The 14,958-nt window shown below is 75.7% G+C and carries 15 protein-coding genes; 8 read left to right on the top strand and 7 right to left on the bottom strand.

Annotated features, from left to right (window positions below):
- The first annotated feature begins 140 nt into the window (after positions 1-140).
- Positions 141-881, top strand: coding sequence for a class I SAM-dependent methyltransferase (locus ACFYNX_RS25310; RefSeq protein WP_388664345.1), 741 nt, complete (start codon positions 141-143; stop codon positions 879-881).
- Between the two features lie 180 nt (positions 882-1,061).
- A complete protein-coding gene (locus ACFYNX_RS25305) occupies positions 1,062-1,928 on the top strand; it encodes a D-alanyl-D-alanine carboxypeptidase family protein (RefSeq protein WP_125664102.1) in 867 nt (288 codons plus the stop codon).
- A gap of 72 nt (positions 1,929-2,000) precedes the next feature.
- Here the strand turns inward: ACFYNX_RS25305 and ACFYNX_RS25300 are convergent, their stop codons facing one another.
- Both ACFYNX_RS25300 and ACFYNX_RS25295 read right to left on the bottom strand, forming a co-directional pair.
- Positions 2,001-3,089, bottom strand: coding sequence for an adenosine deaminase (locus tag ACFYNX_RS25300; RefSeq protein ID WP_388664343.1), 1,089 nt, complete (start codon positions 3,087-3,089; stop codon positions 2,001-2,003).
- Between the two features lie 82 nt (positions 3,090-3,171).
- Complete coding sequence (locus tag ACFYNX_RS25295) at positions 3,172-3,927, bottom strand: GntR family transcriptional regulator (protein ID WP_365540381.1); 756 nt, start codon at positions 3,925-3,927, stop codon at positions 3,172-3,174.
- 301 nt (positions 3,928-4,228) lie between these two features.
- Between ACFYNX_RS25295 and ACFYNX_RS25290 the strand changes: the two genes are divergently transcribed.
- Positions 4,229-4,621: a hypothetical protein gene (locus ACFYNX_RS25290; RefSeq protein ID WP_365540380.1), complete on the top strand. Its 393-nt coding sequence runs from the start codon at positions 4,229-4,231 to the stop codon at positions 4,619-4,621.
- Between the two features lie 265 nt (positions 4,622-4,886).
- Positions 4,887-5,510, top strand: coding sequence for a GNAT family N-acetyltransferase (locus tag ACFYNX_RS25285; protein WP_388664340.1), 624 nt, complete (start codon positions 4,887-4,889; stop codon positions 5,508-5,510).
- Positions 5,511-5,522: 12 nt separating this feature from the next.
- Here ACFYNX_RS25285 and ACFYNX_RS25280 read toward each other — a convergent pair whose 3' ends face one another.
- Positions 5,523-5,855 (bottom strand): DUF6204 family protein, encoded by a 333-nt coding sequence (locus ACFYNX_RS25280; protein ID WP_365540378.1) that lies wholly within the window; start codon positions 5,853-5,855, stop codon positions 5,523-5,525.
- A gap of 225 nt (positions 5,856-6,080) precedes the next feature.
- On the opposite strand from ACFYNX_RS25280, the gene ACFYNX_RS25275 reads away from it, so the two are divergent.
- Complete coding sequence (locus ACFYNX_RS25275) at positions 6,081-8,048, top strand: DUF5107 domain-containing protein (protein WP_388664338.1); 1,968 nt, start codon at positions 6,081-6,083, stop codon at positions 8,046-8,048.
- A 52-nt stretch (positions 8,049-8,100) separates the two neighbouring features.
- Here the strand turns inward: ACFYNX_RS25275 and ACFYNX_RS25270 are convergent, their stop codons facing one another.
- Positions 8,101-8,937, bottom strand: a complete 837-nt coding sequence (locus tag ACFYNX_RS25270) for a class I SAM-dependent methyltransferase (protein WP_365540376.1) — start codon at positions 8,935-8,937, stop codon at positions 8,101-8,103.
- A 90-nt stretch (positions 8,938-9,027) separates the two neighbouring features.
- On the bottom strand, positions 9,028-9,567 hold the full coding sequence (locus tag ACFYNX_RS25265) for a GNAT family N-acetyltransferase (RefSeq protein ID WP_388664335.1): 540 nt from the start codon (positions 9,565-9,567) through the stop codon (positions 9,028-9,030).
- Between the two features lie 198 nt (positions 9,568-9,765).
- On the opposite strand from ACFYNX_RS25265, the gene ACFYNX_RS25260 reads away from it, so the two are divergent.
- The 3 genes from ACFYNX_RS25260 to ACFYNX_RS25250 all read left to right on the top strand — a co-directional run bounded on the left by ACFYNX_RS25260 (position 9,766) and on the right by ACFYNX_RS25250 (position 13,434).
- Positions 9,766-10,974 (top strand): sulfite oxidase, encoded by a 1,209-nt coding sequence (locus ACFYNX_RS25260; RefSeq protein ID WP_388664333.1) that lies wholly within the window; start codon positions 9,766-9,768, stop codon positions 10,972-10,974.
- Between the two features lie 140 nt (positions 10,975-11,114).
- Complete coding sequence (locus ACFYNX_RS25255; protein ID WP_388664331.1) at positions 11,115-12,347, top strand: aminotransferase class I/II-fold pyridoxal phosphate-dependent enzyme; 1,233 nt, start codon at positions 11,115-11,117, stop codon at positions 12,345-12,347.
- 64 nt (positions 12,348-12,411) lie between these two features.
- Positions 12,412-13,434 carry an MBL fold metallo-hydrolase gene (locus ACFYNX_RS25250; RefSeq protein WP_388664329.1) on the top strand — a complete coding sequence of 341 codons (1,023 nt, stop codon included), beginning with the start codon at positions 12,412-12,414 and terminating at the stop codon, positions 13,432-13,434.
- Here ACFYNX_RS25250 and ACFYNX_RS25245 read toward each other — a convergent pair.
- Together ACFYNX_RS25245 and ACFYNX_RS25240 are read right to left on the bottom strand one after the other, a co-directional pair.
- Complete coding sequence (locus ACFYNX_RS25245) at positions 13,414-14,142, bottom strand: VTT domain-containing protein (protein WP_365540371.1); 729 nt, start codon at positions 14,140-14,142, stop codon at positions 13,414-13,416. The two genes, ACFYNX_RS25250 and ACFYNX_RS25245, sit on opposite strands and share 21 nt — an antisense overlap.
- Positions 14,139-14,918 (bottom strand): MBL fold metallo-hydrolase, encoded by a 780-nt coding sequence (locus ACFYNX_RS25240; protein ID WP_388664327.1) that lies wholly within the window; start codon positions 14,916-14,918, stop codon positions 14,139-14,141. The genes ACFYNX_RS25245 and ACFYNX_RS25240 overlap by 4 nt, the downstream gene beginning before the upstream one ends.
- Positions 14,919-14,958: the final 40 nt, after the last annotated feature.

Here is a 14,958-nt window from a genome sequence, read left to right as displayed (position 1 = left end):
CATGTTCGTCGTGACGACGAAGCGCCTTCGTCATCTTCGTGGTTTCCGCCAGTACGACCCCCCGGACGGCCGGGGAGAGACTGCCCGGCAGGGGCCGCGGCCTGCCCGAAGGTCGACGCCAGGACGAGGGGAACGGCACGATGAGCGGTCAGTTGTACGACGGGATCGGCGAGGCGTTCGAGGGGTTCAAGGGCCTCCCCCTCGCGCGCTACGGGGAGGTGCCCTCCTTCCTCGCCCTCGTCGGGGACGTGAAGGGCCGGTCCGTCCTCGACCTGGCCTCCGGAACCGGCTTCTACAGCCGGGAGTTCAAGCGCCGGGGCGCGTCCGACGTCCTCGGCGTCGACATCTCCGGAGCCATGGTCGGCGCGGCCCGGGCCCTGGAGGACGCCGAACCCCTGGGCGTGCGCTACGAGGTCGGCGACGTCGCGGAGCTGCGTACCTTCGACGAGCCCTTCGACCTCGCGGTCGCGGTCCAGCTCTTCAACTACGCCGACGCCGTCGCCACCATCGAGCGGATGTGCCAGAACGTCCACCGCAGCCTCGTGGCCGGGGCCGAGTTCTTCGTCTTCACCCAGAACCCGGACTTCCGCTTCGGCGGGCCCTCCCTGGCCAAGTACGGCTTCCTGTGCGAATCGCTCGGTGAGGAGACCGGGATCGGGCCGCGCGAGAGGCTCACCGCGCTCCTCGACCCGCCGATCTCGTTCGAGGTGAACCCGCCCCGCCGCGAGGTCCTGGAGGAGAGCCTGCGGGCGGCCGGGTTCGACGGGATCACCTGGGTCCCCCTGGAGATCTCCGAGGCCGGAGTGGAGGCGTACGGCGAGGAGTTCTGGGCCGACCACGACGCCAACCCGCCGCTGACGATGCTGCGCTGCCGCGCCTGACCCCGGGCGCCCCGGCGCCGCCTCCCCGGCCCGTGGGGGCGGCGCCGGAATGCGAGGAAGGTCACGGGCCCGGCCGTACATCCCCGAGGCCCTTCCGTGCGTCTTGTGTGCGCCGGGTCCGTGCGGACCCGGAAGGCATCGATCCAAGGGCAGAAGACTTTGAAGACTCCCACACTCGGGGTGCGCAGCGCCGTGACCGTCGCGTTCACGGCCTCGGCCGTCCTGGCCGGCGGCCTCTTCGCCGGCCAGGCGTACGCCGCGCCGGCCGTCCCGACGATCACCGCCCAGGGCGGCTTCGTCATGAACAACGGGACGGGCGCGACGCTGTACGGGAAGACCGCGGACACCCGCCGGTCGACCGGTTCCACCACGAAGATCATGACCGCGAAGGTCGTGCTCGCCCAGAAGGGCCTCAACCTCGACGCCAAGGTCACGATCGACAAGGCGTACAGCGACTACATCGTCGCCAAGAACGCCTCCTCGGCCCGGCTCATCGTCGGCGACAAGGTGACCGTCCGCCAGCTCCTCTACGGCCTCATGCTGCCGTCGGGCTGCGACGCCGCCTACGCCCTCGCCGACAAGTTCGGCACCGGCACCACCCGCGCGGCCCGGGTCAAGTCGTTCATCGGCAAGATGAACACCGAGGCCAAGAACCTCGGCCTGAAGAACACCCGCTTCGACTCGTTCGACGGCATAGGCAACGGGCAGAACTACTCGACCCCGCGCGACCTGACCAAGCTCGCGAGCAGCGCGATGAAGAACTCCACGTTCCGCGCCGTCGTCGCGACGAAGTCCACGCAGCAGAAGGTGACCACGAAGACCGGTGGCTACCGGTACATGACGTGGACCAACACCAACAAGCTCCTGAGCACCTACAGCGGCGCGATCGGCGTGAAGACCGGTTCGGGCCCGGAGGCCAAGTACTGCCTCGTCTTCGCGGCCACCCGCAACGGCAAGACGGTCATCGGCACGGTGCTGGCCTCCTCGTCCGAGGCGAACCGGACGGCCGACGTCAAGAAGCTGCTGGACTACGGCTTCGCGAAGTAGCCCGGTCCACGGAGCAGGACCGGAGGGGCGGGACCGGGCGCGACCGCGCCGGCCCGCCCCTCCGGGCGCGTCTCAGAGCGCCGCGTACCCCGGGCGCACGACCTCGTCGATCAGCCGCCGCCGCTCCGGCAGCGGCAGGAACGCGGCCTCCAGGGCGGCGACCGTGAACTCCTCGAAGACCTCCGGGCCGTAGCCGAAGGCGTCCGCCATGTGCTGGAACTCCTCGCTCATGGTGGTGCCTGAGACCAGGCGGTTGTCCGTGTTGAGCGTGATCCGGAAGCCCAGGCGGCGCAGCTCGTCGATCGGGTGCGTGGCGTAGTCCTTCGCCGCGCCCGTCTGCAGGTTGGAGGTCGGGCAGACCTCCAGGGCGATCCGGTTGTCCCGGACGTACGAGGCGAGCCGGCCGAGCGTGCCGTCCTCGGCTATGTCGTCCGTGATCCGCACGCCGTGGCCGATCCGCTCGGTGCCGCAGACCTGCACGGCCTCGTGGATCGACTCCGCGCCGACGGCCTCGCCCGCGTGGATGGTGAAGTGGCAGTTCTCCCGCTTCAGGTGCTGGAAGGCGGGGAGGTGGCGGGCCGGCGGGTTGCCGATCTCGCCGCCCGCGATGTCGAAGCCCGCCACGCCGTTGTCCCGGTGCGCGACCGTGAGCCGCGCGATCTCCAGGGAGCGGTCCGTGTGGCGCATGCCGGTGAGCAGGGTGCGGACGGTGATGCGGCCGCCGGAACGGCGCTCGCCCTCGCGGAAGCCGTCGTTGACCGCCTCGACGACCTCGTCGAGGGTGAGGCCGCCCTCCAGGTGCTGCTCGGGGGCGTAGCGGACCTCGGCGTAGACGACGCCGTCCGCCGCGAGGTCCTCGGCGCACTCGGCCGCGATGCGCACGAGCGCCTCGCGGGTCTGCATCACCGCGCAGGTGTGGGCGAAGGTCTCCAGGTACCGCTCCAGCGAGCCGGAGTCGGCGGCGTCCCGGAACCAGACCGCGAGCTCGGCCGGGTCCTCGGTCGGCAGCGCGGTGTATCCGCACTCGCGCGCCAGCTCGACGATGGTCGCGGGGCGCAGCCCGCCGTCGAGGTGGTCGTGGAGGACGGCCTTGGGGGCCCGCCGGATCCAGTCGGAGACGGAGGCGGCGGTGGGCGCGGTGAGGTTGTCAGACAAGTGCATGGCGGGGAAGTGTACGCGACGGAGCGGGGGCGCGCTGTGGCGCCTCCGACAGGAGGTGCGGCGGGGCCCGGAGCCGGGGCGCTCAGTGGGAGTGCAGCACCGGCAGCGCGGGGGCGCCCGTCGGCAGCATGTGCTTGGCGGCCAGGACCGGGACCTCGCCGACCCGCACGACCTGGGTGACCAGGACGGCCGGGGTGTCGGCGGGGCGTCCGAGCTGGTCCCCGCGCCGCCGCCCGAGCAGCGTCGCCGTGATGCCGCTGTGCGCGCTCAGGGCCGTCTCGCGCGAGGCCCCGACCAGGACCGAGAGCATGGAGACGGCGGGGCGTCCGTCGCCGTCCGTCTCCCGCAGGGCCCGCGCGAAGTCGGGGTGCACCCGGTCGAGGAGGCCGTCGGGCGCGGCCCACTCGTGGCTCAGGGCCGCCGCAGCGCCCTCCCCGGAGAGCACGGACTCCCAGAACCGCAGCTCGGCACGGGCCGGGGCGAGCAGGTGCTGGGTGGTGAAGTCGGTCGGCTCCTCGACCGTCCGCAGGAGCGCCCGCACGCGGAGCGGGGCGCCCCCGCCGATCAGCTCCTCCAGCGGCTGGACCTGCTCGAAGCCGCGCCGGGGCGGGCGGTCGTTCACGGTCCGGCCGACCCCGCGCCGCACGGTGAGGACGCCGTCCTCCTGGAGCAGCAGCAGCGCCTCGCGCAGGGCGGGCCGGCTCACGCCCAGCTCGGCGGCGAGCTTCGGCTCGGAGGGGAGGGTGGAACCCGGCGGATAGGTGCCGTCGTGGACGGCGTCCGCGATCCGCTCGTAGAGCGCCACGACCGGCCGCCGCCGCTGTCCGCTGACCGCCACGGCCCCTCCTCTTCTCGCTGTCGGCTTCTCGTTGTCGGCCTCGTCCCGGCACCACCGTAGTCGGGTCACGCTGTCTGACAAGTCACCCGTACGGCTCTCCACGCCGTCACGGCGGGCCCCCGATCCCCCCATTCTGGACGGACGGCGCGACGGCGCGACGGTACGGACGGTACGGACGGTACGGACGGCACGGCGGTACGACGAGGAGAGGCCCCGAAGCGATGAGCTCCAAGGATTCCCAGGAGAGGGAGCGGGTGGCGTCCCGGTCCGGTGGGGTCTCCGTGCCCGCCCGGAGGCGGAAGTGAGGCGGGCCGCCGTCGTCGGCGCGGGCGCGCTCCTCGCGCTCGCGGCCGTCGCTGTGACCTCGGCGGAGGAGACCTCCGAGGCCGGGACCGGGGGCGGAGCCGGGCGCGGGTCCGGGCTGGGAACCGGGGACGACACGGAGAAACGGACCGTGCCGGACTTCCTGGGCTTGGGGCTGTGGCGGGTCTTCACCCGGCTCGACCGCCGGACCCGGCTCGACGTCCACGACGTGAGCGGGCGGGACCGGCGGGTGCTCTGGCCCTCGCGCTGGCAGGTCTGCACCCAGTACCCGGCGGCCGGCACGGACCTCGACCGGCGGACCACCGTCATGCTCGGGGTCGTCCGCAGGGGCGAGACCTGCCCGCCCCGCGTCCGCACGGCCCGTCGCTGACGGGTCCCGGGACCGGGACTGGTGGCCGGAGGCCGTACGGTTCACCGCTGCCCGGTCCCGAGGCGCGTACGGCCCGCCGCCGACCGGCCCCACACCGTACGGCCCGCCGCCGACCGGCCCCACACCGTACGGCCCCCCGCCGACCGGCCCCACACCGTACGGTCCGATGCCGCCCCCCCACGCCGTACGGTCCGATGCCGCCCCCCACGCCCGTACGGCCCGCCGCCGACCGATTCCGTACGGCCGTCCCGCGTAACCTGGCCGCATGTCCGACGCCCCAGGTCCGCACCCCTCCGTCCCGGGTACGTCCTCCAGGGATCCCGCCCCCTATCTCGCCCTCGGCCCCCGCGTGGGCCTGCGGCCCTTCTCGCAGGGTGACGCCGGCGAGTTCACCGCGCGGGCCCGCGAGAGCCGGGAGCTGCACCGGCCGTGGCTGTTCCCGCCGTGCACGCCCGAGGCGTACGCCGCCTACGCCGGGACGCTCCTCGGCGACCCGGCGCGCACCGGGTTCCTGGTGTGCGAGCGCGCGGAGGGCGGCCGGATCGCCGGGTTCGTCAACATCAACAACATCGTCCGGGGCGCCTTCCGCAGCGGGGCCCTCGGCTACGGCGCCTTCGCGCACGCCGCCGGGCGGGGTCTGTTCACCGAGGCCCTGGGCCTGGTCCTGGAGCACGCCTTCGGGCCCCTCGACCTGCACCGCCTGGAGGCGAACATCCAGCCCGGCAACGCGGCCTCCCGCGCCCTCGTCCGCCGCGCCGGCTTCCGCCTGGAGGGGTTCTCGCCCGCGATGCTGTTCATCGACGGGGCCTGGCGGGACCACGAGCGCTGGGCGATCACGGCACCCGCGGCGGCCCCGGAACCCGCGACCGCCCCGGAACCCGCGGCGTGACGCGCGACGGCCTCAGCGCTTGCGGTTGATCTTCATCGTGTCGAGGTCCGTCACGGTCGAGCGCAGCCCCTTGTACCCGTGCCCCAGCTCCCCGAGCGCCGTCTCCACACGGTCCTCCGCGAGCGCGCCCGCCATCTCCTCGCCGTCCTCGGCGTCGGAGACGACGACCAGGCGGTACGAGAAGTGCTTCAGCGTCCGGTCGTAGGCCAGCGAACCCTCCTCCGTGAACTGCATCGCCGTCAGGCCGTGGTCGTCCACCTCGGCGAGCAGCCGGGACCGGCCCTCCTCCGACAGACCGTCGAACGTGCCGCGCACGATGACCCGGTAGGTGTGCTGCGTGCCCATTCCTCGTACTCCCTGTGCCCCTGGTACCGCTGCTCCCGGCGCGCCACGGCGGCGCGCCGACCCGTCACCGTACGACGACGGGCGCCCGCGCCGCCCGGAATATCCGACCGCGCCACCGGTCGTCCCGCGGGGCCGCCCCGCCGGGCCGTCCCACCCGTCCCCTTTGCCGAACCCTGACGCCGAGAACCCCTGGTGAGGACGGGCCCCGGCGTGTTCCATGGGGCGATGACGACCGTACGACGTGCCGTACTGACGCTGCCCGCGGCCCCGTTGGGACCCGACAACCCCCTCCCCGCCCTGCGCGCCCCCGCCCGCGCCGGGGCGCACGCCGTCGACGAGCGGACCCTCGCCGGACTCCCGCGCGACATGGCCCGGGGCATCGGCCGGGCGCCGCTGCGCAGCCTCCTGCCCGTCCCCGTGCGCGACGGCTACGGCCGCGACCGGGTCCCCACGGACCTCGACACGCTCGTGATCGAGAACGACCGGCTCCGGGTGACCGTCCTCCCCGGCCTCGGCGGCCGGATCCACTCCCTCCACCACAAGCCCACCGGCCGCGAACTCGTCCACCGCAACCCCGTCCTCCAGCCCGCCGCCTTCGCGCTCAACGGGGCCTGGTTCGCCGGCGGCGTCGAGTGGAACACCGGCGCCACCGGCCACACCGCCCTCTCCTGCTCGCCCCTCCACGCGGCGACCGTCCGCGCGCCCGACGGCGGTCCGATGCTCCGCCTCTGGGAGTGGGAGCGGCTGCGCGACCTGCCGTTCCAGGTCGACCTGTGGCTCCCGGAGGGCTCCGACTTCCTCCGCGTCGGCGTCCGGATCCGCAACCCCCACGAGCGCCCCGCCCCCGTCTACTGGTGGTCCAACACCGCCGTCCCCGAGGACCGGCGGATCCTCGCGCCCGCCGACGCGGCCTGGCACCACGGCTACGAGCGCGGCCTGAACCGCGTGCCCGTACCCGTCGACGACACCGGCACCGACCGCTCGTACCCCCTGAACAGCACCCACGCCGCCGACTGGTTCTACGACCTCCCGGAGGGGCGGCGGCGCTGGATCGCCGCCCTCGGCGCGGACGGGACCGGGCTCGTCCAGACCTCCACCGACGCCCTGCGCGGCCGGAAGCTCTTCGTCTGGGGCACCGGGCGCGGCGGCCGCCGCTGGCAGGAGTGGCTGACCGGACCCGGCGCCCCCGGCTACGCCGAGATGCAGGCCGGGCTCGCCCGCACCCAACTGGAGCACCTGGAGCTCGCGGGCGGGGAGGAGTTCGCCTGGCTGGAGGCGTACGGCCCGCTCGCCGCCGACCCCGCCGCCGTGCGCGGCGACGACGGGGAGGCGGCCCGCGCGGACGCCGAACGCGCCCTGGAGGACGCCCTGCCCCGGGCCGCCGTCGACGCCGCGTACACCGCCTGGCGGGAGCACGCCGCCGACGCCGCGCCGGAGACCGTCCTCGCGACCGGCTCCAGCTGGGGCGCCCTCGAAGTCCTGCGCGGCGGGTACGAGCTGCCCGGCACGCCCTTCCCCGAGTCGGCGATCGGCCCGGAGCAGGAGCCGTGGCGCGAACTCCTGCGCACCGGCGTCCTGCCGCCCCCGCCGAAGGGCGCCGGGCCCGGCGCGCCGCTCGTCTCCGCCCCCTGGCGGGACATGCTGGAGACCGCCCCGGCGGACCCCTCCACCGAGTACCACCTCGGCATCGCCCAGTGGCACGCCGGGGACCGCGCCCAGGCGGTACGGAGCTGGGAGCGGGGACTGCGCGGGGCCGGGGCCTCCTGGCCGCTGCTGTACTGCCTGGCCGTGGCCGACCGCGAGGACGGGCACCCGGAGCGGGCCGCCGAGCGGTTCGCCGAGGCCTTCGCCGACCACGCGGGTCACACGGGTTCCGACGGGGGAGAGGAGACGACCGCCGCCCTCGGCCGCGAGGCCGTGACGGCGCTGCTCGCCGCCGGCCGGACCGACCGGGCCCGGCAGCTCTGGGCCCGCCTTCCCGACGGGATACGGGGGAGGGGCGCGTTCCGGCTCCTGGAGGTGCGGATCCTCCTCGCGGAGGGCCGCCCGGACGCGGCCCGCGCCGTCTTCGACGAGGGCTTCGAGGTGCCGGACCTGGGCGAGGGCGCCGAGACGCTCGGCGAGCTCTGGGCGCGGACCACCGACGAACCCCTGCCGGACGCCTACGAGTTCCGGATGCGCCCGAACCCGTGACCCGGGACGGGGGCGGGGCGCCCCGCGAGGGGCCCCGCCACCCGGACGGCCGTCAGGACACCCGGCACAGGACCTCTCCGTGCGGGACCATGAACCAGGCGTCCTCCCGCCCGCCCCACTCCCGCCAGGCCTCCGCGATCGCCGCCAGCTCCCCGGCGGTCGCGTGGCCGCCCGAGACGGCCAGGTCCGCGTAGCCGGAGGCGGTCGTGCGGTCCGCCCACAGGCCGCTCCACCAGGCCCGCTCCTCGGGGGTGGCGAAGCACCAGGTCCCGGCGGTCGTCGTGACGTCCGTGAAGCCGGCCCGCCGGGCCCAGGAGTACAGGCGCCGTCCCGCGTCCGGCTCGCCGCCGTTGGCGCGCGCTACCCGGTGGTACAGCTCCAGCCACCCGTCCAGGGCGGGCACTTCGGGGAACCAGGCGAAGGCCCCGTAGTCGCTGTCCCGGGCCGCGACGATCCCGCCGGGGCGGCACACCCGCCGCATCTCGCGCAGCGCCCGGACCGGGTCCCCGACGTGCTGGAGCACCTGGTGGGCGTGGACGACGTCGAAGGAGTCGTCGGGGAAGTCCAGGGCGTGCACGTCGGCCACGGCGAACCGGACGTTCTCCAGGCCGCGTCCGTCCGCGACGGCGCGGGCCTTCGCCAGGACGTCCTCGGCGGCATCGACCCCGGTCACGCGGCCCGGGGCGACCAGCGCGGCCAGGTCGGCGGTGATGGTGCCGGGCCCGCAGCCCACGTCCAGGACGTCCAGTCCCGCCCGCAGCTCGGGCAGCAGGTAGGCCGCGGAGTTGGCGGCGGTCCGCCAGTTGTGCGAGCGCAGGACCGACTCGTGGTGGCCGTGGGTGTAGACGGCGGTCTCGTGGGCCGCGGGCGGTGTGGAGGCGTGCGTCATGGAACCGGCTCCCTCGGTGTGGGCGGATGCTCCCACCGTATGCGCCTCGGCCGAATGATGAGATAGACGTCTTGGGATGTGGACACTTTCTCACTCCAACAGGTCCCGTCGACAACGGAGTTCCTCCAGGAGGACGCCGCCCGTCTCCTCCTGGACGGCCCCGCCGTCCGGTCGCCGGCCCGCCGCCTCGTAGAACCGCCGGGCCCGCCCGTTCCCCGCGAACACCCACAGTGCCGCCGAGCGGAAACCGGCCGCCACGAGCGCCCCGGCGGCCGCGGACAGGAGCGCCCGGCCGACCCCCGTGCCCCAGACCTCCGGCAGGGCGTACAGCGCCGCCAACTCGGCGGTGGGCGCGGGGTCGAACCCCTCGCCCGGCCAGGGACGGAAGCAGGAGAAGGCGACCAGCCGCCCGTCCCCGCCCCCGACGTCCCCCTCCCCGCCCGTCGCGAGCAGCACGGTGGGCCGGTCCGGGGCCGTGAGACGGGCGCGCCAGGCGGCGGCGCGCTCCTGCACGTCCAGGCCCTCCAGGTACGGGCGGGGGAGGAGCCCGCGGTAGGCGGCCCGCCAGGACAGCACGTGCACGGCGGCGAGGGCGGCCGCGTCCCCGGGAAGCGCTTCACGTATCGGCATGCCGTGCATTCTGCGCCCGGCCCCCACCGGGCGACCTCGCATTTTCCGGCCCCCGCCGGAGGTCGCGCTCACGTCTGCCAGGCTCCTCGGAGCCTCTGTGACAGGCCTGTGAACGGGCCGTTCGAACGCGCCCCGCGCCCCTAGGATCGGCGCGCCGCCCGTTCGGCCGTTCCCCCCTTCCTTCCGCCGAGGAGACCCGTGCCGTACTCGCCCGTGCCCGTCCGACGCTCCCTCCTGAAGCTGCTCGCCGCGAGCCCGGCGGTCTCCGCCCTCGGCGGGCTCGCCGCCGCGGCCCCCGCGCGGGCGGCGACCGCGGGCCCCACCGCGCCCGGGATCGTCAAGGCCCTCCCCGCCGAGCACTTCACCGTCCGGGGCACCAACGCCGAGGCCCGGTTCGACGCCTTCGCGGACACCGGGCACCTCACCCCCGCCGACCGCTTCTTCGTCCGCAACCACACCTCCACCCCGGTCCTCGACGCCCGCGACTGGCGCCTGACGCTCTGGGGCGACGGCCTCCACGGCCGCCGGCCCGTCCACTTCACCTACGGGCAACTGCGCGACCTGCCGTCCGTCACCCGGACGGCCCTCATCGAGTGCGCCGGCAACGGCCGCAGCTTCTACACGAGCCAGCAGGGCGAGGCCGTCACCGGCACCGCCTGGACCCTGGGCGCCGTCGGGGCCGCCCGCTGGCGCGGCGTCCGCCTCGCCGACGTGCTCCGGCGCGCCGGGATCGCCCGCGACGCCGTCGCCGTCCAGCCGCGCGGCCTCGACGACCCGTATGTCTCCGGCGGCGTCGACCACGGCCGGGTGCGCCGCCCCCTGCCGATCGCCAAGGCCCTGGACGACGTGATCCTCGCGTACGAGATGAACGGCGAGCCCCTCCCGTACGACCACGGGCACCCGGTCCGGCTCGTCGTGCCCTCCTGGATCGGCATCGCCTCCATCAAGTGGCTCGGCGACATCGAGGTCTCCGCCCGCCCCCTGACCTCGCCCTGGTCCACCGACTGGTACCGGCTCTTCGGCGACGCCCACCCCGAGGGCGGCAGCGCCCCGCTCGGCCGCCAGACCCTCAAGTCCGGCTATCAGCTCCCCTTCGGCGCCACCCTGGAGGCCGGCCGCGTCCACCGGCTGACCGGCCGCGCCTGGTCCGCCCTCGCCCCCGTGCGGAAGGTGGAGGTCTCCACCGACGGCGGCGCCCGCTGGCGCCCGGCCCAGCTCCACGACGCGCCCCGGCGCGACGGCTGGGTCCGCTGGAGCGCCCCGTGGCGTCCGCACCGCGGCGGCCCGGTCACCCTGCTCTCCCGCACCACCGACGCCGCCGGCGACGTCCAGCCCGAGCGGGCCGTCCACAACACCCAGGGCTATCTCTTCAACGCGGTCGTGCGCCACCCCGTCACCGTCGCCTGAGCCGCCCCGGTCCGACGTCCGGCCCCGCCCCGCGCCGTCCCCCGGAGCGACCCCAGAAGCGGCGGAACCGTCCGAACCTCCGTATAAAGGGCACGAGGGTGCCGTGCCCGGTACCCCCGTGCGCTCAGGAGGTACGGGACATGCCGCAGAAGGCTCCGGAAGGGCGCGGTCCGGTGCGCTACGGTCCCCCCGCCCCCGACACCGGCCTGCCCGTCCCGCCCGTGCTCGCCGGCCTCCTCTCCACCGCCGCCGGACGCACCGACCCCGAGCCGCCCGGCGGCGGCCCCGTCCTGCGCGAGGCAGCCGCCGGCCACTGGTGGCGCCGGGGCCTGCGCACCCACCCCGAGGACGTGGTGGCCGCCCCAGGCGCCCCCGCCCTCCTCCTGGCCCTGATGGCCGCCCACGGCGGCGACCTCCTGCTGCCCCGACCCTGCCCCGCCTGGTGGGCCCCGCAGGCCCGGCTCCTCGGCCGCCCCGCCTACCACGTGCCCACCCCCGCCGAGTGCGGCGGCGTCCCCGACCCGTACGCCCTCCTGGAGACCGTCCGGCGGATCCGCGCCGAGGGCGGCCACCCCCGCGTCCTGCTCCTCTCCGTCGCCGACGACCCCACCGGCACCGTCGCCCCGCCCGAACTCGTCCGCGAGGCCTGCGAGGCCGCCGTCGCCGAGGGCCTCCACGTCGTCAGCGACGAGACCTGGCGCGACACCCGCCACGACCCGCACGACACCGTCCTCGTCAGCCCCGCCGAGATGTGCCCCGACGACGTCACCGTCCTCAGCGACCTCGGCGGCGCGCTCACCCCCGCCGCCTGGCCCTGCGCCGTCGCCCGCTTCCCGCCCACCGACCCCTCCCGCGCCGACCGCTGGACCGACCCCCGCGCCCGCGTCCTCGACGTCCTCACCGCCCTCGGCTCCGTCGTCCCCGGCCCCCTGGCCCCCGCCCTCGCCCACGCCCTCGACGAACCCGAGGACGTCACCGCGCCGGCCCGGCGCGCCGCCGCCGTCCACGGGCGCCTCGCCCGGGCCGCCCACCACGCGGTCCTCGCCGCCGGAGCGCTCTCCCTGCCCCCGCAGGCCGGCCGCCACCTCTACGCCGACCTCGGACCGCTGCGGGCCGGCCTCGCCGCCCGGGGCGTCACCGACTCCCTGGAACTGGAGAACCTCCTCACCGAACGGCTCGGCGTCCCGGCGGCCGGCGGCCACCGCTTCGGCGACGAACTCGGCGCCCTGCGGGTCCGCTTCGGCACGCGCATGTTCCTGGGGGCCTCGGGGGAGGAGCGGACCGAGGCCCTCGGGGCCGAGGACCCCCGGGAACTCCCCCGGGTGGCCCGGGCCCTCGCGGACTTCGGCGCGGCGCTGGAGGAACTCCGGTGACCCCGGCGGCGCGCCGACGTCCCACGAGCCCGCCATGAAGCGCCGAGCGGAACGGAGCCCGCAGATGACCGAACGGACGGCAGCCGCCCCGTACGAGACCGACCGTGCCGCAGCCCCCGCACGTCCCCTCCAGCCCGTCGGCCGACTGCGCCACGACTGGCCCCGCACCTTCGTCGACCGGCTCACCGCGCCCCTCCCCGGCGTCCGTTCCATGGCCCGCTTCGCCCGCGAGGGCGCCGTACGGCCCCGCCCCGAGGGCCTCCGCGACATCCCCCTGCTGCCGTTCGAACCCGGCCCGCCGCCGCCCGCCGGACCCGACACCCTCGCCGTCACCTGGGCCGGGCACGCCAGTTGGGTGGTGCGGATCGGCGGCCTCACCGTCCTCACCGACCCGGTCTGGTCCCGCCGCATCCTCGGCACCCCCGCCCGGATCACCCCTGTCGGCGTCCGCTGGGAGGACCTGCCGCCCGTCGACGCCGTCGTCATCAGCCACAACCACTTCGACCACCTCGACGCCCCCACCCTGAAGCGGCTGCCCCGGGACACCCCCGTCTTCGTCCCGGCCGGCCTCGGCCGCTGGTTCACCCGCCGCCGCTTCAGCCGGGTCACCGAGCTCGACTGGTGGGAGGCGGCCGAACTCGACGGCGTGCGCTTCGACTTCGTCCCCGCCCACCACTGGTCCAAGCGCACCCTCCTGGACACCTGCCGCTCCCTGTGGGGCGGCTGGGTGCTCACCGACCGCTCCGGACACCGCGTGTACTTCGCCGGGGACACCGGATACGGCCACTGGTTCGCCGAGATCGGCCGCCGGTACCCCGGCATCGACCTGGCGCTGCTCCCGATCGGCGCCTACGACCCGCGCTGGTGGCTCCGCGACGTCCACACCGACCCCGAGGAGGCCGTCCAGGCCCATCGCGACCTGGGGGCCCGGCGGATGGCGCCCATGCACTGGGCCACCTTCGTCCTCTCCTCCGAGCCCGTCCTCGAACCGCTCACCCGGGTCAGAGCCGCCTGGCAGCGGGCCGGACTCGCCCGCGAGGACCTGTGGGACCTGCCGGTCGGCGGCTCACGGGTGCTCGTGCCGTGACCCGCCGGGCCCGTCGGGAAACCCCGTGCCGGGGCCGGGGCCCGGGTCGCCGGCCGCCCCCGCCGCCGGGGCTCCGGGCCGCGTCCCGCGCACCCGCCGCCACAGCCCCGGGACCGCGCTGACGAGCACCGTCAGGACCACCGCCGCCACGACCCCCTGCCACGGCTCCGGGAAGAGCGAACCGCCCAGGATCCCGATCAGTTGGTACGTCGCCGCCCACGCCAGACAGGCCGCCACGTCCCCCCGGACGAAGCGGCGCAGCGGCATCTCCGCGAGCAGGCACGCCAGCATCACCGGGATCCGGCCCGCCGGCACCAGCCGGGACAGGACGAGCACCGACACCTGGTGGGTGTCGAGCCGCTCCCGCGCGTGCGCGAGCCGCTCCGGCGTGACCCGGCGCTCCAGGGCGGCCAGCCACCGCGAGCCCTTGTCGGAGTGCACCCCGCGTCGCCCCAGCCAGTACAGCGCCGTGTCCCCGAGGCACGCGGCGAACGCCGCCACCAGGAAGACGAAGAGCAGCGACAGCGGCGAGGTCTGGTGGAACGCCACCACCGCCGCCGAGCTGACGATCGCCCCCGTCGGCACCACCGGCACCAGCGCGCCGAGCGCCACGAGCAGGAACAGCGAGGGGTAGCCGACCGCCTGCTGCGTGGACTCCGGCGGCAGCTCGCGCACCGCCGTGACGAACCGGGCGATCCCGTCGATCACCGGGCGACCTCCGGCCGCACCCGCTCGCCGTGCCCGAGCAGGTGCACCGCCACCTTCGGCGCCAGGCGCGCCGCGTGCCGGACGAACTCGTCCCCGGGGGAGTGGAACTCGTGCGGCCGGACCCCGTCGAGCCCGATCGGCCAGTACGTGCCGTAGTGCACCGGCACCGCCGCCGCCGGCGACAGCTCCGCGAGCGCCTCGGCGGCCCGGCCCGCGTCCAGGTGGCCGGGACCCAGGTACGGCCCCCAGCCGCCGACCGGGAGCAGCGCCACGTCCACCGGGCCCACCGCCTCCGCCATGCCGTCGAAGAGGCCGGTGTCCCCGGCGAAGTACGTCCGCGCCGCGCCCTCGACCACGTATCCGAGCGCGGGCGCCCGGTGCGGCCCCACGGGCAGCCGCCGCCCGTCGTGGCGCGCGGGGACGGCCCGTACCGTCACGCCCTCCACCGCCACCTCGTCGCCCGCCTCCATCTCGGTGAGCCGCAGCCCGGAGCGCTCCAGGCGGCGCAGCCCCGGCACGGCGGCGGGGGCTCCGCGCGGCACCAGGAGCCGCGTCCCGGGCGCGAGCCGCGCGAGGGACGGCAGGTGGAGGTGGTCGGAGTGCAGGTGCGAGACGAGCACCGCCTCGGCGGCCGCGGCCTCGGGCGGCGGCGGGGCGCCGCGGCGGCGCCGCAGGTGGGCGAGCCGCCGCGCGAACAGCGGATCGGTGAGGAAGCGGACCCCGGAGTCCTCGACCGTGCAGGTCGCGTGACCCCACCAGGTGACCTCCACCGGCATGCCGCCTTCCGTCCGTCGTCCGTCCGTTTCCGTGCCCCCG

Origin of the sequence: Streptomyces sp. NPDC007872 (assembly GCF_042868165.1) — a bacterium.
In the GTDB taxonomy this organism is placed as follows: Bacteria; Actinomycetota; Actinomycetes; order Streptomycetales; family Streptomycetaceae; genus Streptomyces.
Note: the sequence above shows the minus strand (reverse complement) of the source record. Positions and strands in the feature narration are given on the sequence as shown.